The sequence below is a fragment of the Gordonia sp. AC31 genome (genome assembly GCF_031844505.1).
Lineage (GTDB): Bacteria > Actinomycetota > Actinomycetes > Mycobacteriales > Mycobacteriaceae > Gordonia > Gordonia hongkongensis.
The window spans coordinates 1-22324 of sequence record NZ_JAUZVK010000019.1 but is presented as its reverse complement, the minus strand read 5'-3'; the positions used below and the strand labels follow the sequence as shown (position 1 = coordinate 22324).

The 22324-nt window shown below is 68.7% G+C and carries 19 protein-coding genes and 1 pseudogene; 11 read left to right on the top strand and 9 right to left on the bottom strand.

Annotation, left to right across the window (positions count from 1 at the left end; genetic code table 11):
• Positions 1-106: 106 nt before the first annotated feature.
• On the top strand, positions 107-1063 hold the full coding sequence (locus Q9R39_RS19460; protein WP_078113037.1) for an oxygenase MpaB family protein: 957 nt from the start codon (positions 107-109) through the stop codon (positions 1061-1063).
• Here the strand turns inward: Q9R39_RS19460 and Q9R39_RS19455 are convergent.
• Positions 1060-1797 (bottom strand): demethylmenaquinone methyltransferase, encoded by a 738-nt coding sequence (locus Q9R39_RS19455; RefSeq protein ID WP_068970034.1) that lies wholly within the window; start codon positions 1795-1797, stop codon positions 1060-1062. The two genes, Q9R39_RS19460 and Q9R39_RS19455, sit on opposite strands and share 4 nt — an antisense overlap.
• Before the next feature lie 75 nt (positions 1798-1872).
• Entirely contained in the window at positions 1873-3027 is a 1155-nt protein-coding gene (locus tag Q9R39_RS19450) for a glycosyltransferase family 1 protein (RefSeq protein WP_068970035.1), read from the bottom strand.
• A 107-nt stretch (positions 3028-3134) separates the two neighbouring features.
• Here Q9R39_RS19450 and Q9R39_RS19445 point away from each other — a divergent pair, with 107 nt between their 5' ends.
• Complete coding sequence (locus tag Q9R39_RS19445; protein WP_078113036.1) at positions 3135-3755, top strand: Type 1 glutamine amidotransferase-like domain-containing protein; 621 nt, start codon at positions 3135-3137, stop codon at positions 3753-3755.
• On the opposite strand, the gene Q9R39_RS19440 is transcribed toward Q9R39_RS19445, so the two are convergent.
• Both Q9R39_RS19440 and menD read right to left on the bottom strand, forming a co-directional pair.
• A complete protein-coding gene (locus Q9R39_RS19440) occupies positions 3736-4278 on the bottom strand; it encodes a hypothetical protein (RefSeq protein WP_068970036.1) in 543 nt (180 codons plus the stop codon). The two genes, Q9R39_RS19445 and Q9R39_RS19440, sit on opposite strands and share 20 nt — an antisense overlap.
• A gap of 77 nt (positions 4279-4355) precedes the next feature.
• Positions 4356-6059, bottom strand: a complete 1704-nt coding sequence (gene menD / locus Q9R39_RS19435) for a 2-succinyl-5-enolpyruvyl-6-hydroxy-3-cyclohexene-1-carboxylic-acid synthase (RefSeq protein ID WP_058253338.1) — start codon at positions 6057-6059, stop codon at positions 4356-4358.
• 64 nt (positions 6060-6123) lie between these two features.
• On the opposite strand from menD, the gene Q9R39_RS19430 reads away from it, so the two are divergent.
• The 5 genes from Q9R39_RS19430 to Q9R39_RS19410 all read left to right on the top strand — a co-directional run bounded on the left by Q9R39_RS19430 (position 6124) and on the right by Q9R39_RS19410 (position 11659).
• Positions 6124-6741, top strand: coding sequence for a class I SAM-dependent methyltransferase (locus Q9R39_RS19430; RefSeq protein ID WP_058253339.1), 618 nt, complete (start codon positions 6124-6126; stop codon positions 6739-6741).
• Between the two features lie 153 nt (positions 6742-6894).
• Positions 6895-7980, top strand: a complete 1086-nt coding sequence (locus tag Q9R39_RS19425) for an AbrB family transcriptional regulator (RefSeq protein ID WP_058253340.1) — start codon at positions 6895-6897, stop codon at positions 7978-7980.
• A 57-nt stretch (positions 7981-8037) separates the two neighbouring features.
• Positions 8038-9330: a trans-acting enoyl reductase family protein gene (locus Q9R39_RS19420; protein ID WP_058253359.1), complete on the top strand. Its 1293-nt coding sequence runs from the start codon at positions 8038-8040 to the stop codon at positions 9328-9330.
• Between the two features lie 251 nt (positions 9331-9581).
• Entirely contained in the window at positions 9582-10028 is a 447-nt protein-coding gene (locus Q9R39_RS19415; protein WP_058253341.1) for an Hsp20/alpha crystallin family protein, read from the top strand.
• Between the two features lie 242 nt (positions 10029-10270).
• Positions 10271-11659, top strand: a complete 1389-nt coding sequence (locus Q9R39_RS19410; protein WP_078114169.1) for an IS1380 family transposase — start codon at positions 10271-10273, stop codon at positions 11657-11659.
• Between the two features lie 312 nt (positions 11660-11971).
• On the opposite strand, the pseudogene Q9R39_RS19405 reads toward Q9R39_RS19410, so the two are convergent.
• Both Q9R39_RS19405 and Q9R39_RS19400 read right to left on the bottom strand, forming a co-directional pair.
• Positions 11972-12874: pseudogene (locus Q9R39_RS19405) on the bottom strand (EAL domain-containing protein).
• 153 nt (positions 12875-13027) lie between these two features.
• A complete protein-coding gene (locus tag Q9R39_RS19400) occupies positions 13028-13174 on the bottom strand; it encodes a hypothetical protein (RefSeq protein ID WP_231742584.1) in 147 nt (48 codons plus the stop codon).
• A 462-nt stretch (positions 13175-13636) separates the two neighbouring features.
• Here Q9R39_RS19400 and Q9R39_RS19395 point away from each other — a divergent pair, with 462 nt between their 5' ends.
• Positions 13637-14842 carry a diguanylate cyclase gene (locus Q9R39_RS19395; protein WP_231742586.1) on the top strand — a complete coding sequence of 402 codons (1206 nt, stop codon included), beginning with the start codon at positions 13637-13639 and terminating at the stop codon, positions 14840-14842.
• Here the strand turns inward: Q9R39_RS19395 and Q9R39_RS19390 are convergent.
• A complete protein-coding gene (locus Q9R39_RS19390; RefSeq protein WP_396275698.1) occupies positions 14788-15546 on the bottom strand; it encodes a hypothetical protein in 759 nt (252 codons plus the stop codon). The genes Q9R39_RS19395 and Q9R39_RS19390 overlap by 55 nt on opposite strands.
• A gap of 170 nt (positions 15547-15716) precedes the next feature.
• On the opposite strand from Q9R39_RS19390, the gene Q9R39_RS19385 reads away from it, so the two are divergent.
• Positions 15717-17864 carry an Rv1355c family protein gene (locus tag Q9R39_RS19385; protein WP_058253344.1) on the top strand — a complete coding sequence of 716 codons (2148 nt, stop codon included), beginning with the start codon at positions 15717-15719 and terminating at the stop codon, positions 17862-17864.
• Here Q9R39_RS19385 and Q9R39_RS19380 read toward each other — a convergent pair.
• Together Q9R39_RS19380 and Q9R39_RS19375 are read right to left on the bottom strand one after the other, a co-directional pair.
• On the bottom strand, positions 17855-18505 hold the full coding sequence (locus tag Q9R39_RS19380; protein WP_058253345.1) for a PaaI family thioesterase: 651 nt from the start codon (positions 18503-18505) through the stop codon (positions 17855-17857). The genes Q9R39_RS19385 and Q9R39_RS19380 overlap by 10 nt on opposite strands.
• A gap of 34 nt (positions 18506-18539) precedes the next feature.
• Positions 18540-18767, bottom strand: a complete 228-nt coding sequence (locus tag Q9R39_RS19375) for a hypothetical protein (RefSeq protein ID WP_231742590.1) — start codon at positions 18765-18767, stop codon at positions 18540-18542.
• A 177-nt stretch (positions 18768-18944) separates the two neighbouring features.
• On the opposite strand from Q9R39_RS19375, the gene Q9R39_RS19370 reads away from it, so the two are divergent.
• A complete protein-coding gene (locus Q9R39_RS19370) occupies positions 18945-19919 on the top strand; it encodes a 1,4-dihydroxy-2-naphthoyl-CoA synthase (RefSeq protein WP_058253346.1) in 975 nt (324 codons plus the stop codon).
• Between the two features lie 874 nt (positions 19920-20793).
• Positions 20794-22053 carry a DUF222 domain-containing protein gene (locus Q9R39_RS19365; protein ID WP_311278001.1) on the top strand — a complete coding sequence of 420 codons (1260 nt, stop codon included), beginning with the start codon at positions 20794-20796 and terminating at the stop codon, positions 22051-22053.
• Positions 22054-22324 lie beyond the last annotated feature (271 nt).

Genomic DNA, 22324 nt, shown 5'->3' with positions numbered 1-22324 from the left:
CAACCCGGTGGCGCTTTGAGACGATCGGGCTGTAGTGTTCCAACACGTGTGGCCGCGGCCACAGCTGTGACAGAATCAGGCCACCCGTCGACCCAGGAGATGGAAGATGTCCGCCGCATCCACTCTCGCCACCCGAGCCAAGCACGCCGTCCAGAACCGCCTGGCACAGCGCTACCACCTGCGCGGCGAGATCGACCGCATGGATGCCGTCGGTGACCCGACCGCGATTGCCCGCGCCCTGGGCACGCAGGAATTCCCGTGGGGCATCACACAGGCGTTGAGCTTCGCCCTGTTCCGCACCTACGCGGTGCCGTCGATCGGCGACCTCCTGTACAAGACCAGCCAGTTCACCGAGTCGACGCAGAAGCGCTACGACGACACGGTCCTGCTGCTCGACGCCCCGATCGAGCACGGGGTCGACAGCCCGGCCGGACGGGCCGGCATCCGGCGCATCAACCAGATGCACGGCATGTACGACATCCCCAACAGCGACTTCCTCTACGTGCTGGCCACTTTCGTCGTCTGCCCGGTCGAGTGGGTCAACTCCTATGAGTGGCGCTCACTGACCAACCACGAGATCCTCGGCCTCACCAACTACTACCGCCGGCTCGGCCAGTTGATGGGCATCAAGGACATCCCCGAGACCTACGACGACTTCAAGACGTTCTACGACGAGTACGAGACCGCCCACTTCGCCTTCAGTCCCGACTCCCTGGCCGTCGCCGACGCCACCCTCGACCTGCTCGGCACGTTCATGCCGTACAAGCTGCTGCCGCGGGCGGTGGTGCGTCGGATGTCGTTCGCGCTCATGGACGATCGGCTCCTCGGCGCGTTCGGATATCCGAAACCGACCGCGGTCGAACGGGTCCTGGTGCGCGGCGGGCTCAAGGCTCGCGGTCTCGCGATCCGCCTCTTCGCGTCACCCCGCACCGAACCGCTCTTCGGTCGCCAGACGAAGCAGGTTCGCAGCTACCCCGGCGGTTTCCGCATCGACGACCTCGGCACCTTCGCGCCCGGGTGCCCGGTGTCGCACGACGAGACCCCGCGGGCCGCGAACCACTAGGCCCGCGCCGAGTGGATCGCGGCGATCCCACCGGTCATGTTCTCCCACCGCACCCCGGTGAACCCGGCGTCGCGGATGAGGTCGCCCAGCGCGAACTGGTCCGGCCACGCCCGGATCGACTCGGCGAGATAGACATACGCGGCCGGGCTGCTCGAGACCTTCGTCGCGACCGCGGGCAGCGCCTTCATCAGGTACTCCATGTACACCGTGCGGAACGGCTTCAGCGTCGGCGTGGAGAACTCGCAGATCACCAGTCGTCCGCCGGGCTTGAGTACCCGGCGGAGCTCGGCGAGCGCCGTCGGGACGTCGTTGACGTTGCGCAGGCCGAAGGAGATGGTGGCGGCGTCGAACGAATCGTCGGCGAACGGGAGCGACAGAGCGTCGGCGGCGACCTTCGGCACGTCCCGATGCGCACCGGCCTTGAGCATGCCGAGCGAGAAGTCCGCGGCGATGCAGTGCGCCCCCGAGGAGGCGAGTTCGACGGTCGACACCGCGGTGCCGGCCGCGAGGTCGAGGACGACATCGCCCGGGCGCAGGTCGAGTGCCCTACGGGTCTTCTTGCGCCAGCCGCGATCCCGGCCGAACGACAGGACCGTGTTGGTGAGGTCGTAGCGGCGTGCGACGCCGTCGAACATGGCCGCGACCTCGGCCGGGTCCTTCTCCAGGCTCGCCCGGCCCACACTCGTCCGGCCCAGACCCGCTCGTTCCGGTGGTGTCGCGCCCGTCGATGACATGCCGATCACGCTACCGGTCGTTCAGGCCAGGACCGCCGTGAGGTGCGTCGCCTCGCCGGGCGGTCGGCCGCCACCTCAGGCGGGCCGCCCCACCTCGGTGACGACTCCGCGGCCCGTCACGCGCGCGTAGTGACCGACGAGCTCCGCGCACACCGACGGCCAGGTGCGCGCACGCACGGCCTGTACCGCGGCTCGGCCGAACGCCGCCCGGACCGACTCGTCGTGCAGGGATTCGACGATCGCGGGCAGCTCCGCGGCGAAGCGTCCGACCTCCAGCAGATATCCGGTCCGGAACGCCGACACCAGGTCGCGCGGGCCGCCGGCGTCGGGACCGATCACGGGCAGGCCACTGGCCATCGCCTCCTGGATGGCCTGACAAAACGTCTCGTGTTCGCCCGCGTGCACGAACACGTCGAAGCTCGCGTACGCGCGGGCCAGCGCCTCCCCGCGCAGTTCACCGGTGAACACCGCATCCGGCATGGCGCGCTGGAGCCGGTCCCGCTCGGGGCCGTCCCCGACGATCACGAGCTGCACGCGCGGGTTGCCCGACAGTCCGGCCAGTCGCTCGACGTGCTTCTCCGGCGCGAGCCGGCCCACGAACCCGACCACCAGGGCGTCGCGGGCGGCACCCAGCCAGTCCGCGCGCAGCGACGGGTCGCGCTTGTCCGGCGAGAAGAGTCCGACGTCGACGCCGCGACCCCAGCGCGCGAGTCGCGGTATGCCGTGGGCGGCGAGGACCTCCAGCGTCGCGGTCGACGGCGCGAGGGTGAGGTCGCACATCTCGTGCAGCCGGCGTGTGTAGCGCCAGGCCAGCTTCTCCACCGCACCCAGCCGATAGGCTGCCGCAAACCCGGCGACGTCGGTCTGGAACACGGCGACCACGGGCACGCCGAGCGCCCGGGCGGCGACGGCGCCCGCGGCACCCACCACGAACGGTGACGCCAGGTGGACGACATCCGGTTCGAAGTCGCGCAGGGTGCGGTACAGCAGCGGCGACGGCACTCCCACCGGGAGCGAGGTCACCCGCGGCACCTGCACCGCGGGCAGCAGGTGCACCGGGGTCCGGCGGCCGACCATCCGCGGCCCGCCCGGCACGCCGCGCGGGGTGTCGGGTGCGATGACGACCACGGTGTGGCCGGTGGACTCGAGATGGTCGACAACCCGGAGGACGGAATTGACCACCCCGTTCATCTGGGGCAGGAAGCTCTCGGCGACGATCGCGACGCGCATGATCGCGATCGTCCCCCGCAGAATTGACCGGACCACACGGCGCACGTGTCGGCCCACCCAATTCAGGATGAACGGTGCGTTGCCCTCCGACCGGGCACAGTGGAGGGGTGGCCGACACCCACCTCCTGCTGCTGAGTCGCTGGCTCACCCCGGTCCCGCAGTTCCTCGCCCCGTTGACCGAGCCGGGCTGCCGCATCGGCTACGTCCCCACCGCGTCGTCGATCTATCCCGATCACGCGTGGCTCGACCTCGAGCGGGACACCCTTCGGCAGCAGGGTTTCGAGGTGACCGACCTCGATCCAGAACTGACCGGGTCAGCCGTCTTCGCCCAGGAGCTCGCCGGGGTCGACGCGGTGTTCGTCGCCGGCGGCAACACCTTCCATCTACTCGGGGCGCTGCGCCTGGCGGGTGCCGACCGCACCCTCGTCGACGCGGTCCGCGCCGGCCTCCCCTACATCGGGGTCAGCGCGGGCGCCGCGGTCGTCGGCCCCGACATCGCTCCCCTGTCGCTGCTCGACGATCCCGCCGAGGCCGCACCCCTGACCTCGACCGCGGGCCTCGGACTGATCGACACCACGGTGATCCCGCACGCGGAGGGCACCGTCGGGGGTCGCGGACCGATCGCGGCGACGAGGCAGCGGTTCGGCGCCGAGCACCGGCTGCACTTCCTGACCGACGCCGAGGCGATCGTCGTCGCCGGCGGAGACCTCAGGGTGATCCCGGGCTGACCGTCTCGTCCTGGTCGGCCGCGGCCGGGTCCCGGTCTGCCGCGTCGCTGCCGGAGTCCTCGGCGTCGGAGTCCTCGGCGACAGCGTCGTCGGCGGTGCCGCGGCGGGCCCAGCGACGACTGGACTCCGCGACCCCGACCATCAGCAGGCCGATGACGAGCCACGCTCCGACCATCACCGACAGGGCGGGGATGATGGACAGCACCGCGGTGCGGCCGGTCGGGCGGGCGAGATCCGGGTTGTAGACCGCGTAGTCGACGCTGATGCGCTGTCCCTCGCTCAGCTCGGTCGGATACAGCAGTCCGAAGCGGGGGCTGTGGAACGAGCCGTCGGGTGTCTGGAAATTCACCGCGGCGTGCAGGCTGTCCACGGACACGACCTCGGCCATCACGGTCGCCTTGCTGGCCTCGATCGTCGCGTCGTTCTTGAAACAACCGGCGATGAGCGTCATCGCCATGAAGGTGATCGTCACGCCGACGACGAGCAGACCGAGCTGCACGCGTCGCTGGATCACCGGATTCATGCCGTTCAGACTAGCGGGCACCGATCCGCCGGTGCCCGGCCCGACCGGTCGCGCACCGCCGGGACGCACCGGCCGCACTACCGAAGGCGCGCCGCAATCGCCGCGTGGACGGATCGCAGCCGTTCGCGGTCGGTGGCGACCTCGACGACCTCGATCCCGCCGGGAGCAGGCTCCTCCGCGAGCACCGCGCCGAGCTCACCGACCCCCACCCGACGATGCGGGATGTGGAAACCCGCGCACATCGACGCGATGTCGGTCCGATGCGGGGTCCCGAAGACCCGCTCGTAGGCCCCGGCGTACAGCCCGGTGTTGTAGCGCGGGTCGCCCTGTTCGAGCAGACCGAAGATCCCGCCGCCGTCGTCGTTGGCGACCACGATCCGCAGCGACGTCGGGCGCGGCTCGCCCGGGCCGATGACCAGACCGGTCGCGTCGTGCACGAAGGTCAGGTCGCCCATCAGGGCGATCGTCCGCGCGCCGGCCTGATCCCGGTCACGTGCCATCGCGGCACCGATCGCCGTCGAATTGGTTCCGTCGATACCCGCGACCCCGCGGTTCGAGAGGACCCGCACCCCGTCGGCGATCCGGCCGGCCAGGGCGATGTCCCGGATGGGGTTGCTGGCGCCGACGACGAGTTGGTCGCCGGCGGCCATGGCGTCGCTGACCGCCCGTGCGACGTGGAGCCCGGTGGCCGGGCCCGGCTCGTCGAGTTCGGCGGTGACGGCGAAGGCCGCCCGCTCCTGTACCGCCGCGCACTCCTTGAGCCAGTCCTCGCGCGGCTCGCCGACGACCTCGATCCGGGTGCCGGTCGCGTAGACGTTGCCGGAGACGTCGGGCCAGCGCGGACCGGTGGTCAGCGCGTAGACGCGGACCTCGGGGTCGGCGAGCAGGCGGGACACCCCGCGGTGCAGCGTCGGCCGACCGCAGATGATCGCCTGCTGGGGCCGGACGGAGTTCAGGCCCAGCGGATGCAGCGGCGTCGCCGGCCGCGGTGCCGTCGGTTCGGCGACGGTGGGGATCCCGGCAAGGCCCGGATGGACACCCGACCCGTGCCCCGACACGACCACGGTGTCCAGGGACAGGTCGATGGGCACCGGGACGTCGAGTCTGCCGACGGGCGCCTGCGTCCAGGGCAGTCCGCCGGGCCGGCCGGAGAACGAGCCGAGGTCGGTCGACGGGTCGGGGCCGGCCAGTTCGTCCGGGTCGGGGACCAGCGGTTCGCGCAGCGGGATGTCGAACTGCACCGGGCCGGCGTTGCCGGTACGCGCGCCCCGGGCGGCGGCGAGCACGCGACCGACCGCCGAGCGCCACTGGCTGTTGGTGTCGAGATCCTGTTCGGCGAGGCCGAGGCTGATCGCCGCACGCACCTGGGTCCCGAAGATGCCGAACTGTTCGACGGTCTGGTTGGCGCCGGAGCCGAGCAGTTCGTACGGCCGGTTGGCGCTGACGACGACCAGGGGCACCCGCGCATAGTTGGCCTCGAAGACCGCCGGTCCCATGTTCGCCACGGCGGTGCCGCTGGTCATCACGATCGGGACGGGCTGTCCCGACGACACCGCGAGCCCCAGAGCCAGATAACCGGCCGACCTCTCGTCGATCCGCACGTGCAGACGCAATCGCCCGGCGGCGTCGGCGGCGTGGAGGGCGAAGGCGAGCGGCGCGTTGCGCGACCCCGGACACAGCACGGCCTCGCGGACACCGCCGCGGATCATCTCGTCGACGATGACCCGGGCCTGCAGTGTGGACGGGTTGGGCCCGGGGGCGTTCTGGGCCGGTCGGTTCATCCCACAAGCCTAGTGCTCTCCCGAGTCCCCACATCGCGGCGGGGAGCGGCGTTACCCTCGTCACGTGGGCTTTTACGACGATCGAGTCCTGCCGCACCTCATCGAGCGCACCTGCGGCATGGCGGCGTTGACCCCGCTGCGGGCGCGGGCCTGCGCGTCGTTGTCCGGCCGGATGATCGAGATCGGCTTCGGCTCGGGCCTCAACGTCGGCGTCTACCCGGCCGGGCTCACCGAGGTCGCCGCCGTCGAACCGTCGACCGTCGGATGGTCGATGGCCGCCGACCGCGTCGCCACCTCCCCCGTGCCCATCGAACGCGCCGGACTCGACGGCCAACGACTGCCGTTCGACGACGACTCGTTCGACGCCGCGCTCACCACCTTCACCCTGTGCACCATCCCCGACCACCAAGCGGCGCTCGCCGAACTCCGCCGCGTGCTGCGTCCGGACGGACAACTCGGATTCCTCGAACACGGTTCCGCCCCCGACGCCCGCGTCCGACGGTGGCAGCGCCGACTCGAACCGATCCAGAAACGCGTCGCAGGCGGCTGCCATCTCACCCGCGACGTACGCGCCGAGCTCACTGCCGCCGGCTTCGCACTCGGGCCGGTCGATGCGTTCTATCAGCCCGGCGTACCGAAGCCGTTCGGCGCGCTGACCGTCGGGACCGCCCGGCCGGTCTGAGATCCCGCTCGCTCCGCTCCCGGCGGCGGTGACATTCGCCCCGCTCGCTCCGCTCCCGGCGGCGGTGACATTCGCCCCGCTCGCTCCGCTCCCGGCGGCGGTGACATTCGCCCCGCTCGCTCCGCTCCCGGCGGCGGGCCTACTGTGGAGCCAGTGCGTCGCTGGACAGTGCTGGTACTCCTCACCGCGGTCGCGACGCTCGTTCTCGAGCTCCTCGAGGTCGACGCCGCCGCCCTGTTCGCGGGGCTCGTGGTCGCGGGTGCTCTCGCGATCGCCGGGCGCGCGCCCGGCCGGACGAACACCGACGCCGACGAATCCGACGACCCGATCGTCCCGCGATGGGCGTTCGTGGCGTCGCAGGGTGTCCTCGGCGTCTTCATCGGCACGATGGCCGAGCCCGAGACCGTCGGCGGACTCGGGTCGTCGTGGTTCCCGGTGCTCGTCATCGGCCTGGGGACACTGGTCATCTCGATCGCCTGCGGCGCCCTGCTCGGGCTGCACCGAGACGTCGACTCCCTGACCGGCTCGCTGGCACTCGTCGCGGGCGGCGCGTCCGGGCTGGTGGCGCTGACCCGCGAGTTCGGCGGCGACGAACGGATGGTCGCGGTCATCCAGTACCTGCGCGTCGCGCTGGTCACCGTCACCATCCCCGTGGTCGCCTCGCTCGTGTTCGGTGCCGAAAACGGAGCCGTCGCACCGGGACCCGACGCCTGGTCGGCGGAAACTCTGCAGAATCAGGGCTGGGGACTGTTGCTGCTGGCGGTGTGCCTGGGCGTCGGGATCCCGCTCGGCCGGTTGCTGCGCATGCCCGCAGCCGGTCTGCTGGGTCCGCTGGCGCTGGCCACCGCGGCCGAGCTGACCGGGATCGCCGGTTCCGCCGAGGTGTCCCCCGCACTGCTGGCGGTCGCCTACGCGGTGATCGGCTGGCAGGCGGGCCTCGGATTCACCATGCCGCGGTTGCGTGCGATCGGCCGTGTCCTGCCGCTGGCGCTGGTGCTGATCCTCGTCATCGGCGCCGGCTGCGCCCTGCTGGGGGTCGTGCTGTCCGCGTGGACCGGCGAGTCGATGTTCGACTGCTATCTCGCGACCACTCCGGGCGGGATCTACGCCGTCCTCGCCGCGGCCACCGGGGCGGGCGGGAACGTCGCGTTCGTCGTGGCCGCCCAGATCCTGCGCGTCCTGCTCATGCTGTTCGTGGCGCCCTTCGCCGCGCGCCTCGCCGCTCGGCGGGCGTCGTGACCGTCTCGCCCGACTCGACGGTTACGTGTGACCCCGGTCCCACGTAAGGTCGGGAAGATGAGCGGGGAATCGAACACCGACACGACATCATCCACCTCCCACGGCCGCGAATTCGACGTCGTGGTCTACGGCGCCAGCGGCTTCGTCGGCGAACTCACGGCACGGTATCTGGCCGACCACGCGCCGATCGGTACGAAGATCGCGCTGGCGGGCCGCAACGAGTCGAAGCTGACCGACGCCCGCAAGCGGCTGCCGTTGCGCGCACACGACTGGCCGCTGATCATCGCCGACGCGGAATCACCCGCGGCGCTCGACGCGATGGTCGCGCGCACCCAGGTCGTCTGCACCACCGTCGGCCCCTACCTCAAGTACGGCGAGGCCCTCATCGTGGCGGCGGCCACCGCCGGAACCGACTACGTCGACCTCACCGGCGAGGTGCCGTTCGTGCGGTACGCGATCGACAAGGTCCATGACGTCGCCGCCGCCTCGGGGGCCCGCATCGTGCCCTCCTGCGGCTTCGACTCCGTGCCCTCCGACATCACCACCTACGCGCTGCATCGAAAGGTCTCCGACGACGCCGCCGGCGAGATGACCGACACGACCCTCGTCGTCGCGTCCTTCCGCGGCGGGATCTCCGGCGGAACGATCGACTCGATGCGGGTCATCGCCGAGGAGGCCCGCAACGCCCAGTCCCGACGGCTCATGCTCAACCCGCAGGCCCTCTCGGGCGGCCCCGGCGAGGTCCCGCGGGTCAGCCTGTCCGACGAACCGAGCGACCTGTCCATCATCAACGCCAAGAAGGTCGACCCATCGCTGCGCGGCACCCTCGCGCCCTTCTTCATGGCCGCCCACAACACCCGGATCGTGCGGCGCTCGAATGCGTTGCTGGACAACGCTTACGGCAAGGACTTCCACTACGCGGAGACGATGAGCGTCGGCGGCGTCCCCGCGGTGTCGACCCTGATCGCCGGCGCCGTCGCGGTCGGCACCGGCGCGTTCATGGGAGCGATGAGTTTCGGCCCCACGCGACGTGTCCTCGACCGCGTGTTGCCGAAGCCCGGTGACGGACCCAGCGAAAAGGCCCGCGAGAACGGTTACTTCGTGGTCGACACGTTCACGCGGACGACCACCGGACGACGCTACAAGGCCCGGATGCGCGCCCAGGGCGATCCCGGTTACAAGGCCACCGCGGTGATGCTCGCCGAGAGCGCGCTGGCATTGGCCCTCGACCGCGACCACCTGCCCAAGCGGGCCGGGGTGCTGACGACCGCCGTGGCGATGGGCGACGCTCTCATCGACCGTCTCCGCAACGCCGGGTTCAGCATCGACGCCACCGAGCTCACCGACTGACCCTGACCCGACCCCGCCCGATCGCGTCGTTCGACCCTCCGGCAGCCACGCCGGCGCAGACCGGACCCACTCCGGCACAGTCGAACTCGCGGTCGGGCGGCGTCGTCTTCGGGCCCCGGAAAAATCTGGCACTCTCACCTCCAGAGTGCTAGACGAGTGCCGGATCCGGTGCTATCTTCGTTGGCAGTACAGCGATGAACTGCTCGTCTAACGGGTGGCGAGCAGCCTTGAGAATCAGGAGGTGAACTGCTGTGCTTCGTTTCGATCCCTTTTCCGACATGGATGCCTGGACCCGAGGCATGATGACCGGTTCAGCGGCCGGAACTGCCCGCACTCCCCGCTTCATGCCCCTGGACCTGTACAAGGTCGAGGACCACTACCTGCTCATCGCCGATCTGCCCGGCGCCGATCCCGGTTCCATCGACGTCAGCGTCGACAACGGGGTCCTCACCCTCTCCGCCCAGCGGAGCACGCCGTCCGACGAGGGCGTGCAGTGGCTGACGAGCGAACGATTCTCCGGAACCTACCGCCGCCAACTGACTCTCGGCGACGCCATCGACAGCGCGGCCATCTCGGCGCGCTACGACAACGGCGTTCTCACCGTGACCATCCCGGTCGCCGAGAAGGCCAAGCCGCGGCGGATCGAGGTGGAGTCGGCCGGCCGACCACAGGCGATCGAGACCAGTACGGTCACATGAGCCGCTGCAGCACAACCTCTCTCCCATTCGGAGGAGCTGTAATCCCTGATCCCTGAGGTGCGAGGAGCGATAGCGACAGCCTTTCGCTCCCTGAGGTGCGAGGAGCGATAGCGACAGCGTTTCGCTCCCTGAGCCTGGATCCGTGGATGGGTTCGGGGTGTCGGTAACGTGAAAATGCCCTCTGAGCTGGAATGATTGGTGGTGTTGAGACACAAAACATTCCAGCTCAGAAGGCACTTTCAGTGAAAGTATCGCACACGTTCTCCGCCACGTCCGCCATGTTCGACGACGACAACCTGGTGTCGCACGCCGGACTGGTGCCGGTCATGAGAGTGGCCGAGTCGACCGGGTTGGCCGCATCGCTGGGCGACCGGGTCGATCTCGGCACCACCCAGGTCGCCTCCGCTGGGGCAAACCTCGACGCGAAACTGTTGACCGTGATCGGCGGATTGTGTTGCGGCGCTGACAGTATCGACGACCTCGGAATGGTCCGCAGCGGTGGGCACACCCGTCTGTTCGACCGCGTGTACGCCCCAGCCACGATCGGGCAAACGCTGCGCGAGTTCACCCCCGGCCACGCCCGGCAACTCAACGCGGTGATGACCCACACCTTGCCGGCGATGTGCGCCACCGCGGACCTGCTGCCCACCGACGGGTCCCGGGTGTTTGTCGATATCGACTCACTACTGCGCCCGGTCTACGGCTACCAGAAAGAAGGCGGCTCCTACGGGCACGCGAAAATCGCCGGGCGTGAACTGCTGCGCAAAGGGTTGTCCCCGCAGGTCACCACCCTGTCCGCGCCCGGGTATGCACCGGTGATCGGCAACGCCTGGCTACGCGCCGGGCGCACCGCTTCGGGAAACGGGGCAGCGAGAATGATCGCTGAAACCCTGACCACCGCACGCCGCTGTGGGGCGAGCGGGGAGATCACCGTCCGCGGCGACGCCGCCTATGGCACCGCCGCGGTGATGCGCACCTGCCAACGCCTCGCAGCGACGTTCTCGCTGGTCCTGCGCACCAATACGGCGATCACCCGCGCCATCACCGCGATCGGCGACGACGCCTGGACCCCGGTGCACTACCCCGGGGCGGTCACCGACCCCGACACCGGCGAACTGATCTCTGATGCCGAAGTCGCCGAAACCACCTACACCGTGCAACCGGACTCCACCCAGCCGGTCACCGCCCGACTGATCGTGCGTCGGGTCACAGCCCACCACCCCGCCGGCACCGACACCCTGATGCCCGCCTGGCGGTACCACTCGTTTTTCACCAACACCACCGACGACACCGTCACCGCCGACATCACCCACCGCCGCCACGCCATCATCGAAACCGTGTTCGCCGACCTCATCGACGGACCGCTGGCCCATCTGCCCTCCGGACGGTTCGGTGCTAACGCCGCCTGGCTGGCACTGACCGCGATCAGCCACAACCTGATGCGCACCCTCGCCGCACTCACCAACACCCCCAGACTGCGGGCCGCGCGGGGCGCAACGCTGCGCCGCACACTCATCGCGATACCCGCCCGACTAGCGCGACCAGCACGAACACCGGTCCTGCACCTACCCCGACACTGGCCCACCCAACACGCCTTCACCGCGCTGTGGGCCGCGGTCAACACCACCTGACCTACCAACCACACCCGCCCACCCACCACCAAGGAACCCCAGTGAAAAGGCTGACACCGGTCAGCGAATACCACACGCCCACAACACAATCAGACGATCACGCGCCCCAACCCACCCCACCTGAAACCCTTCCACGGATTCAGGCTGAGGTGCGAGGAGCGATAGCGACGAGCCTCGAAGGGCCTGGCAAGAAATGTTCACCACGCCCTTCGAGGCTCGCTTCGCTCGCACCTCAGGGAGCAGGATCGGCCACGCTTCGCACCCCAGGGAGCAATACGCTGCGCCACAACGGAATCGGGCACCTAGCCTTCGCTACCGGTCAGACCCGAACAGTTCGACGAGCGGCGCCGGGCGGCCGAACAGGAAGCCCTGGGCGTAGTCGAACCCGAACTCCTCGAGCATCGGGAGCAACGCCTCGGATTCGATCCCCTCGGCGACCATCTTCACCCCGGTGGCGGCGGCCATCTCACCGATCGCGCGGACGACGGCGCGATCGGGCGAGCTGTCGGCCAGTTGCGCGATGAGCGTCCGATCGACCTTCAGGACGTCGACCGGGAGATCGCGGACGTAGCGCAGGGCCGAGAACCCGGCCCCCAGGTCGTCGATGCAGATCGTGCAGCCGAGTTCGTGGAGCGCGTCGATCGCCCGCGACGCGGAGGTGTCGACCCGGATCGCCTAGTCCTCCCGCACCTCGACCCAGACCCTCGACGGCTCGACACCGTGACCGTCGATCAGGCCGTGGACGTACGAGACGAGCCCGTCGTCCCACAACTGCTGCCCGGACAGGTTGAGGGAGACGAACGTGCTCGGCCCGACGTGCCGGGTGATCTCCCCCGACAGGTCCCGGATGGCCTCGCCAATGGCGTGCCGTCCGATGGGGGCGAGCAGCGAGATCCCCTCGGCCACAGACAGGAACGCGTCCGGAGCCAGCACGCCGGACTCGGTGTGCCACCGGAGCAGCGACTCGTAACCGACGACCCGCCGGTCGGGTACCGCGACGATCGGCTGGTAGAAGACGGAGAAGTCGCGCTCGACCGATCTGGTGAGCCAACCCGCGAGGTCGACCTCGGCCCGGATGTGGCGCAGCGTCGTCGGCGATGCGAATGCGACGGCGGTGCGGCTGCTCAGCGCGATGCACAGGGCGGCGTCGGCGTGGCGGACCAGATCGTCCTCGGACTCGGCGGCGAGGTGCACATCTCCGACGGCGACGCCCATGCAGACGTCGAGGAACCAGCTGCGCTCCCCGTCACTCACGGTGTGCGCACCGAGCTTGGTGCGGGCCGCCTCGATCAGTGCGTTGCGTCCGCTCTCGTCGTCACCGGCGCCGGTCCAGGGAAGGTGGATGAGCCAGTAGAAGTCCGATCGCCGCTAGAAACGCGCCCGCGGACTGATGGGCATGAGCACCTGTTCGATGAAGCGCTCGGCGGCCGCGGCCGACGCCTCGTAGCCGTAGGCGACCACGGCTCGGTGGTACGGGTCGACCGACACCGCGATCACCGAGGTGCCGAACGTCAACACGACGTCATTCGCTGGTCCGATCCCCCCAGGGCGACGCCGGGGGCGCCGCAGTTCTCTACCGCGCAGATACTACTCAGCCGGCGCGCTCCCGGGAAGAAGGTCGAGTCGCCCCGCCCGGACCGGGCCCGACCGTCATGACCGTTCTCACAATTGCGCGCCGCGGCAGTCCGTCGAAACCGTGTGCAATTTTTCGTGGGCCCGGGTCGAGACATCGATTTCTTTTGACAGATGTTCACAAAATCTGGGACCGGCGCGGCCGGCGATTCGCCACTATTCTCGGCAGCGCTGCTAACGATTCCGCGAGGTGCGGCAAAACTGCTGGTAAGGTGCTTTCATTGCCTATGCGTAGGACACGAAAGATTACGTGGTTTCCGCCAATGCAGTCGCAGTGGCATCAATGCGAATCTCGGCAAACAAGCGGCTGTCTCCACAGCCGCCGACGGAAAGCGGTCGTGGTAGATGTCGTTGATCAGGAGGGTGCTCCGGCGCTACGACGCCCGGTCGATGGCGACACTGATCAGCACCGGCGGTGTCATCCCGCTGCCGGTCATCAGCGTGCTCGCGCCCGAGACGCTGTACCCGGGCGGCATGCCCATCCTGCTCACCATCTGGTCGTTCATCGCGGTCGTCTTCGCGGTGACGGCCATCCGCGCCCGGCTGACCGATCTCGAGTTCGCGTTCCTGGGCGGGTTGGGGATCGTGGGCATCTTCGGCACCTCGATGATCCTGGCCTCGCCACGATCGTCGACGCTCGTCCTCGCCATCGTCGCGGTCATCCCGGCGATCGGCGCGATCTCGGCGACCACCCGACTCATCCTGTCCCATCTGGCGCTGGCGGTCGTCTGTGCGGCAACCGTCCTCGCGGTGACGACGCCCTCGCTGCCGGAGTACCTGATCAGCTTCGGCGCGATGCTCGGCCTGATCGTGGTGCCGGTCTTCCTGGTCGTCGCGTTGCGCAAGTCGATGGAGGCCGTGCTCGATCAGCAGACCCGCCTGGTCGGGATCGACCCGCTGACCGGCCTGCTGAACCGGCGCGGCTTCCTGATTCGCGCATCGCAGCTCCTCTCGGCCGCGCGATCGTCCACCGGATGGATCGGCATCCTGCTGCTCGACGTCGACCACTTCAAGAAGATCAACGACCAGTACGGCCACCTCGCCGGTGACGGCGTGCTGCTGGCGGCATCGGCCGCCATCCGCGAGCACGCCCCCGTCGGTTCGGAGGTGTGCCGCTACGGCGGCGAGGAGTTCCTCATGTTCCACGTCGTCCACGACGCGGACGAACTGTGGCTCAGCGCCGAACGCCTACGGGCCGCCGTCGCCGCGGCAGCGCCGGTCACCATCAGCGTCGGCGGCGTCTGCGCGCCGCTGCGCGTCGCCGGCGACCCGCTGGTCTCCGGCCGGTTCGACACCGCCTATTCGACCGACGACGTGATCGGCAACCTCCTGGGTCAGGCCGACGCCTGCGTGTATCAGGCGAAGGAGAACGGCCGGGACACCACGGTCATCAAATCCATCGACGCGGTGACCTGGAACGACGGCGCGCCGAGCGCACATGCCGCCGACGCCGAGCGGACGGTGTCTCCGCCGTCGGCGAGCCTGTACGAGGTCTTCTACCGACGCCCGGCCGACTTCGTCGACATCGACAGCCGGACCAGCGGGCGCTGAGTCGTCGCGGCCTGGAGTGCGTCGGCCTCCCGGCGCATCCGACGCCAGGTCTCCGGGCTGGTGAGGGTGTCGAGCCGGGCGCGGTCCCACCACATGAGCCGGGTGCGGTACCGGTCGTCGGGGAACGGCGTCGCGGACACCGACTCGTCGAGGCGTCCACCACCGGATTGCCAACGGCGCAGAACGTGGTCGGCCGCGGTCGCCATCATGGCCCCGACCCCGGACATCTCCATGATGACCAGCCCCAACCGCGACAACTGACCGGCCACCGACCCCGCGATCGCCGATCGCTCGTCCACCCAGGCCGTCTTGACCTCGACGATGCCGTCGTGCAGACGTTCTTCGATGGCGTTGACGAGCTGCACCTGACCGGGCTGACCCACCCATTCGACCAGCGCGTGCGACTGCGCAGCCGCCTCCAGCCGGGGCTGGACCCGTAGCCCGCCGACGACCTTGCCCTCGGTGTCGAGCACCGCGAAGAACATCGCGGTGCCCTCGCCGCCGGCGACCTCGTCGTATTCGAGTGCGGCCGCGCACCCGTGCCGGTGGTACGACGCGTCCGCGCCGGCGAGGTACTCGCGCCACAGTTCGGGCTCCGACCGCGGGCTCGCCACGACCACCGAGTACTCCGCCCCGGTTTCGGGTGCGATCGATCGCAACATCCCGGTGCGAACCTGATCATTGGTGACTGACATCTTATTCATCGCAGTATTGCCTTCCAGGAATTAGTAAATTTAGAGACGAGATCTCCCCCGACCCCGCGTGTAATGCTGCCACAAGGCCACATTTATGCACTCCCACAAGCGCAGTTCTTTTCGCCCGACCGCCGCTTTGACGGTTGGCGTCGTGCAATCCCGTGCGACACCATGGGCTTATGCACACGCCGCCGGATGCCGCCGCCACCCTCTACTCACCTGACGAACTACCCGCCGCGTTGACCGCGGAGCCGTCCCTCACTGTGTCCGACATCACGGCCGGCGCCGCCCGCGCACTCGATGAACTCCTCCCGCCCGCCGAGCCCGCTCTCCGGGATGAGACACCTCGTTACGCGCACTTTCCCTGGCGTAACGCCCTCGTCAAGATCCCCGGTCCGCGCACGTTCCGACGCCTTCGGCTCGACCGCAACCGGCACAAACTGACCGCGTCGCAGCAAGCCGCTGCGGGCGAGCTCCGGATCGGTGTCGTCGGTTTGAGTGTGGGACACGCGATATCGCTCACGCTCGCACTCGAAGGTCTTGCCGGCGAATTACGCCTTGCCGATTTCGACGATCTCGAACTCACGAATATGAATCGAATTCCGGCGACCCTCATGGATATTCACGACAACAAGGCCGTGATCGCCGCTCGACGCATTTCCGAGATCGATCCCTATCTCACCACCGTCGTACATGTGGACGGCATAACAATCGAGAACATCGATGAATTCCTCGACGGCCTGGATCTCGTCGTCGAAGAATGTGATTCTTTCGATGTAAAGGTCCTCGTGCGCCAGAAATGTCGCGAGCGAGGAATTCCGGTCCTCATGGAGACGAGTGACGGCGGAACCCTCGATGTCGAGAGATTCGACCTCGAACCGGATCGGCCTCTTTTCCACGGCCTGGCCGGCGACCTGCGGATCGAAGATCTCGTCGGACTCGACCGCGCGTCGCTCACCCCGCTCGCCGTCCGGGTACTCGAGCCGACGAAGGTGACCGCGCCGATGGCGGCGTCGGCCATCGAGCTCGGGCACACGGTCACCGCCTGGCCACAGCTCGGCGGCGACGTCCTCCTGGGCGGCGCCACGGTGGCCGCGGCCGTCCGCCGCCTCGTCCAGGGCAAGTCCCTGCCGTCCGGTCGGGTCCGATTCGACCGGGACGCGTGGCTGGACGGCCTCGAGGACCCGATCGACACCCGCGCCCCCGCACCCGCAGCACAACCACCGGCCGACACCGAACCGATCCGTCCGCAGGTGCAGCCCGACATCGGGGCGATGACCGACCGCGAACTCGTCGTGTACGCCGCGAGCCGGGCGCCGTCCGCCGGGAACCAGCAGCCCTGGCAGATCATCGCCGACGACGACGCCGTCACCATCGTCCTGGACCGCACCCGCACCTCGACCCTCGACGTCGAGCACCGGGCATCTGCGGTGGCGGTCGGCGCCGCGCTGTACAACGCGCAGGTCGCGGCGGTCGCGCGCGGGGTGCTCGACGACATCGAGATCGTCGACGCGGCCGACACGCTGGCCGGCCGGGCACGCCTCAAGGGCATCGACACCGGGTCGCGCTCCGCGGACGCGGAGACCGAACTCGACGCATTGCTCGCCCGCGGCACCCGACGTGGAGTCGGGGACGGATCACCGCTGTCGGCCTCCGATCTCGTCCGACTGCACGATGCCGCCACGAGTGATCGGACCCGGTTGGTGGCGCTCGACGACCGCGCGGACATCGACCGATATGCCTCGATCATCGCCCGATCGGATCGCGCCCGGTTCCTGACGCCCGAACTGCACCGGGAGATGTTCGCCGAGCTCACCACCGATCCGGCCGCCGCCGAGGGCATCGACGTCGCCTCGCTCGACCTACCGCCGGCGATGGCGGGGATGCTCGACGTGTTGCGGCGTGCCGATGTCATGGCGTTGCTCGACGAATGGGGTGGCGGTGCCGCACTCGGTGCCGATGCCGGCGCCCGGGCCGCGTCGTCGTCGGCGATCCTGGTCTTGGTGCAGCAGGGCACGACCCCCGCCGATTACCTCCGCGGTGGGATCGTCGCGCAGCAGCTGTGGGTGGCCGCCGAGCGTCTCGGCTTCGCGGTTCACCCCATGACACCGACGTTCCTCTACGCCGGGGACGACGCGACCGCGCGAACACTGTCGAGCAATCACGGCGACGAACTGGCCGCCCTGCGCCGCGAGATGCTCGAGACGTGGCCCCTCGACGCCGGCGAGGCGCCGACCATCGTGCTGCGCCTGTCGCGCACGGATGCGCCGGTGGAGGTGAGCCGTCGTCTGCCCGTGCGCCCGCCGACGAGTGCTGGTCAGGCCTGACCGGGGTTGAGCTTGATGAACAGGGCGTCCATCTCCGCACAGAGGCGGTCGCCGTCGTGCAGGGTGCCCTTGATGAAGACCTTGCGCCCCTCGATCCGGTCCGCCCAGGCGTGGATTCGCAGCGGCGTGTTCAGCGGTGTGATCGACCGGTATTGCACGGTCAGGTACGCGGTCCGGCTGACATGCTGGATCGCGACCGCCGACGCGAAGCCGCCCACGTCGTCGAAGGCGACCGCGACATGACCGCCGTGCGCGGCGTTGTTCCCGCCGAGGTGGAAATCGCGGAACGTCAGTTCGGCGACGACCCCGTTGTCGTTCACCTCGGTGACCACATACGGCGGCAGGGTGATGTTGCCGCGCGACGGGAGGTCGATGCGGGTCCCCGCCGGTGAGTGCCACTCGTCGATCCGGGAATCGGCGAGCCGGTCGTTGAGCGCCTTCAGTGACTCGATGAGTTCGTCGACGAGCTCGTCGTCGGGACAGGCGTAGCGGGCGTTGTCCATCAGCAGGCGGACCTGCTCACTGAACTCGCCGTAGCGGGGTCCGCCGCGGTCGGTGGTGATGGCCGCATGGGCCCGGAAACCACCCTCGTGCGGGTCCTCGTCGACGGTCTCGACGGCGCGATCGTTCGCTTCGCTCACCGGCCAACCGTATAAGAGCCGGCGGTGCCGCGCCCTAGTCGGTGTCGGTGTTCCCCTCCGTGCGTCGACGGTCGGCGAGATCCACACACACCCCGCCCCGGGCCAGCCGGCGCGTGGACTCGGGTATGTAGTCCGGCACGCCACGCGGACCGCGTTCCTTTTCGTCCCGGATCCGGACCGCCCTCCCGACGATCACCGCGACCGCCGCGGACACGACACACCACGCGCCCCCGAGGATCAGAATCCACCCCCATACAGCCATACGGACAGCTAAGCATCCGAAACTGAGATTTCGGTGATGTTCGAGCCGAAGACCGGCCGGCATCCAATGGTTGAATGCAATCCGCGTCGAACCCGTCACGACTTCGTGATCTCTTCCGACCAATCCGCCGCTGCGGGCGTGCGAAGCGCCCGGTCGCCGCGTCGATAGGCTGACCCCATGAGTGCGACGCCCGACACCCAGGGACCCTCCGGCCAACCCTTCGACCCGGCATCGTGGGCGGTGGTGCCCGGCTTCGACGACCTGACCGACATCACCTATCACCGCCACGTCGGCGAGGGCCGCGAGTTTGGGATCGTGCGCGTCGCATTCGACCGTCCCGAGGTCCGCAACGCCTTCCGCCCGCACACGGTCGACGAGCTGTACCGGGTCCTCGACCATGCGCGGCGGTCGCCCGACGTCGGCACGATCCTGCTGACCGGCAACGGCCCGAGCCCCAAGGACGGCGGGTGGGCGTTCTGCAGCGGCGGCGATCAGCGCATCCGCGGGCGTAGCGGTTATCAGTACGCCACGACACACGACGACGACGTCGCGGCGGCCGGCGCCGAGACGGTCGACGCGGCGCGGGTGAAGGCCGAGGGCGGGCGGCTGCACATCCTGGAGGTCCAGCGCCTGATCCGGACGATGCCCAAGGTCGTGATCGCGGTCGTCAACGGCTGGGCGGCCGGCGGCGGGCATTCGCTGCACGTCGTGTGCGACCTGACCCTCGCCTCGGCCGAGCACGCCCGGTTCAAGCAGACCGACGCCGATGTGGGTTCCTTCGACGCCGGTTACGGGAGCGCCTACCTCGCCAAGCAGGTCGGGCAGAAGTTCGCGCGCGAGATCTTCTTCCTCGGGGAGGCCTACGACGCCGAGACCATGCACCGGATGGGCGCGGTCAACCGCGTCGCCCCGCACGCCGAGCTGGAGGCCACCGCCATCGACTGGGCGCGCCGGATCAACAGCAAGTCGCCGACGGCCCAGCGCATGCTGAAGTTCGCGTTCAACCTCACCGACGACGGCCTCATGGGCCAGCAGGTGTTCGCCGGTGAGGCGACCCGCCTGGCCTACATGACCGACGAAGCCGTCGAAGGACGTGACGCGTTCCTCGAGAAGCGCGACCCTCGCTGGGACGACTACCCGTACTACTACTGAGCCGGGTGCCCGAGAGTGTCGAACGCACAGGGCATTCATTGAGGGCAGGTGACGACCAGCGTCGCTCGTCTGACGTAGACCAGGGTTAGATGTGGGCGATCATTCTTCAGCGGGTTCGACCCCGCCGATGCCCTAATCGAACCGGCGGCCAACCAGGTCCGGTCCGAACGACGCCGCCGAATCGAGCTGAGAGACCGCACCCGCCTCGGCGTGCGGCAGTAGTACGCGGTGAACCGTAGGTACGTCGCGTGGCCTGCCAGTGCGCCAGACACTTCCGGATCGCGGCGCCGCCGCTGTCGTGACGTCAACTCGACGCGGCGTTGCCGATCTGCACAAGCAGAAACTCTAGGCCGCGAAACAATACGCGGCGCAACGTATTTCATGACATGGTGGTCGGCGCTCCGCGGCGATGAATTCGAACGACTCACCGATGATGTTGCGCCGCACAGTCCGCCGAAACTTCTTTCCGTAGCGCGACGTCACGGTCCCTCTCGGCGAGCTCGGCACGCAGTCTGGTCCGTTCCGCGCGCTCACCCGCCGCCTCGGCGGCACCTTGCGATCTCGTGGACGTTGAGTTCCCGTGCCACCTCGGTGACCGGCGTCCACCATCAATCACCCGACGAGCAGCGCCTGCGCTCAGGAGTAATCGGCCGCTTCCTGGACACGCAGATACCTCTGCAGCAGGACGACGCGCGACATTCGGGCACACGACAGTCGTTGGTCAGCAGCACTTCTACCGTTCTGGGACAGAATACGGTACGTATGTGACAGGATTAGACTACTGACGACGATCGAGGCACAATCAACGAAACATGCTGCACAGTAGCCAGTTTCGCGATTTCCGAGCCTGTGGAAACTCCTCGAAATCGAACCCATGTTCCTGTACCTTGGAGTCATGCCAGAGCTCGCCACTCTCCTCGATCAGCTCGTCGAGACCGCCCCACCCGCCGACGATCCTACGGGCAGAGCAACATTCGACGCCCTTGACATGTGGCGTCTGATCCGCAACCTTGCAGATCATCAGATCGTCACGCACGCAGCGCAACTCGATGCTCTTGGGGTCGCGCAGAAAGCCGGCAGCACCACCAAGAAACTGCTGATCGAGTCCGGCCATGCACCGGCCGCTGCTCTTCGCACCATGCGGGGTGTCGACGCGCTGTCGACGCTGCCCGTGGTGGCGCGTCACGCCGCCGACGGGCGACTGTCCGGCGAGGTCGTCGATGCCATCGTGCGGGGGATCAACGAGATCGAGAAGCGTTGTCACAAAGCCCTTTCCGATGACGAGCGCGCCCAGTACGAACTCGAACTCATCGCCCAAGCACTCTCCGGCGCAACACCGACAGAAGTGCTCAAGCATGGCCGAGCCATCGCCAATACTCTGGCGGACACCTCCGACACCGGTGTACCGGCCGCCGACGACCCATCGCTGAACGCGGTCAACGCCCACACCACCGACGACGGCCGCGTCGAAGTACATGCCGACCTCACCCAAATCGTGGGAGAGAAGTTCCAGGCCATGATCGATGAACACTCCTGCCCCAGGCCGGAACCCGACGGCGCACAGGATCGACGCACCGCCGAGCAACGCCGCGCCGACGCCTTCGAACTGATCCTCGACCAAGCCGCGATCGGCGCTACCCTCGATACCGTTGGTTCCCCACGCACTCAATTGATGCTGACGATCCCCGCGACCGGAGACCTCGCAACGCTGCCGTGGACCGGATCGGTCAGCCATGCCACCGCCAAACAGGTGTCGTGCGACGGCTCGCTCACGGAGATCATCCTCGACAGCGAAGGCGTACCGCTTCAGATGGGTCACACCCGCCGGTTGTATCCGTCACACTTACGCAAAGCGATCATCGTCCGCGACGCGTGCTGCGTCAAATGTGGTGCACCGCCGTCCCATACGCAGGTGCATCACATCAAGTCGTGGGCCGACGGCGGTCCCACCGACCTCGACAACGGCTGCCTGCTCTGCCAACGCTGCCACACCCAAGTCCACCACCACGGCTGGGACATCGTGATGGGTTTCGACCGCCACCCCTGGCTCGTACCGCCCGTGTCGATCGATCCGCAACGCCGACCGCTACCCGCCTACAACCGCCGCACCATGCGACTCGACGACGCCGCCTGACCGGCCCTCCGACACACACTTTCGCGCAGCACCTTTTCGCACCCGGCCATCGCCCGGGACCGCATCTGTCCCTTGACAACTCCACAGTGACGCCCCAGTCGGCTCCGTTCCCGGTCAGATCGTCGGCCGGGGACGGGCCGTCGGGACCACGAGAGAACTCCGCTCTGGGAGCGAGCTTCCCCCCCTGCTCCCTGAGCTGAGGAGCCAGGTTGCGAGCGTCCCCCTCCGCTCCCTGACGAGCGAGCTTGCGAGCGTCCCCCTCCGCTCCCTG

What these genes read in the sequence shown, in the direction of transcription:
- Q9R39_RS19395 (WP_231742586.1), top strand. Translation starts at nt 13,637, where the DNA reads ATGTCGTTGATCAGGAGGGTGCTCCGGCGCTACGACGCCCGGTCGATG.
- menD (WP_058253338.1), bottom strand. Translation starts at nt 6,059, where the DNA reads ATGAACCGACCGGCCCAGAACGCCCCCGGGCCCAACCCGTCCACACTG.
- Q9R39_RS19370 (WP_058253346.1), top strand. Translation starts at nt 18,945, where the DNA reads ATGAGTGCGACGCCCGACACCCAGGGACCCTCCGGCCAACCCTTCGAC.
- Q9R39_RS19385 (WP_058253344.1), top strand. Translation starts at nt 15,717, where the DNA reads ATGCACACGCCGCCGGATGCCGCCGCCACCCTCTACTCACCTGACGAA.
- Q9R39_RS19390 (WP_396275698.1), bottom strand. Translation starts at nt 15,546, where the DNA reads ATGAATAAGATGTCAGTCACCAATGATCAGGTTCGCACCGGGATGTTG.
- Q9R39_RS19450 (WP_068970035.1), bottom strand. Translation starts at nt 3,027, where the DNA reads ATGCGCGTCGCGATCGTCGCCGAGAGCTTCCTGCCCCAGATGAACGGG.
- Q9R39_RS19460 (WP_078113037.1), top strand. Translation starts at nt 107, where the DNA reads ATGTCCGCCGCATCCACTCTCGCCACCCGAGCCAAGCACGCCGTCCAG.
- Q9R39_RS19455 (WP_068970034.1), bottom strand. Translation starts at nt 1,797, where the DNA reads ATGTCATCGACGGGCGCGACACCACCGGAACGAGCGGGTCTGGGCCGG.
- Q9R39_RS19375 (WP_231742590.1), bottom strand. Translation starts at nt 18,767, where the DNA reads ATGGCTGTATGGGGGTGGATTCTGATCCTCGGGGGCGCGTGGTGTGTC.
- Q9R39_RS19440 (WP_068970036.1), bottom strand. Translation starts at nt 4,278, where the DNA reads ATGAATCCGGTGATCCAGCGACGCGTGCAGCTCGGTCTGCTCGTCGTC.
- Q9R39_RS19365 (WP_311278001.1), top strand. Translation starts at nt 20,794, where the DNA reads ATGTTCCTGTACCTTGGAGTCATGCCAGAGCTCGCCACTCTCCTCGAT.
- Q9R39_RS19420 (WP_058253359.1), top strand. Translation starts at nt 8,038, where the DNA reads ATGAGCGGGGAATCGAACACCGACACGACATCATCCACCTCCCACGGC.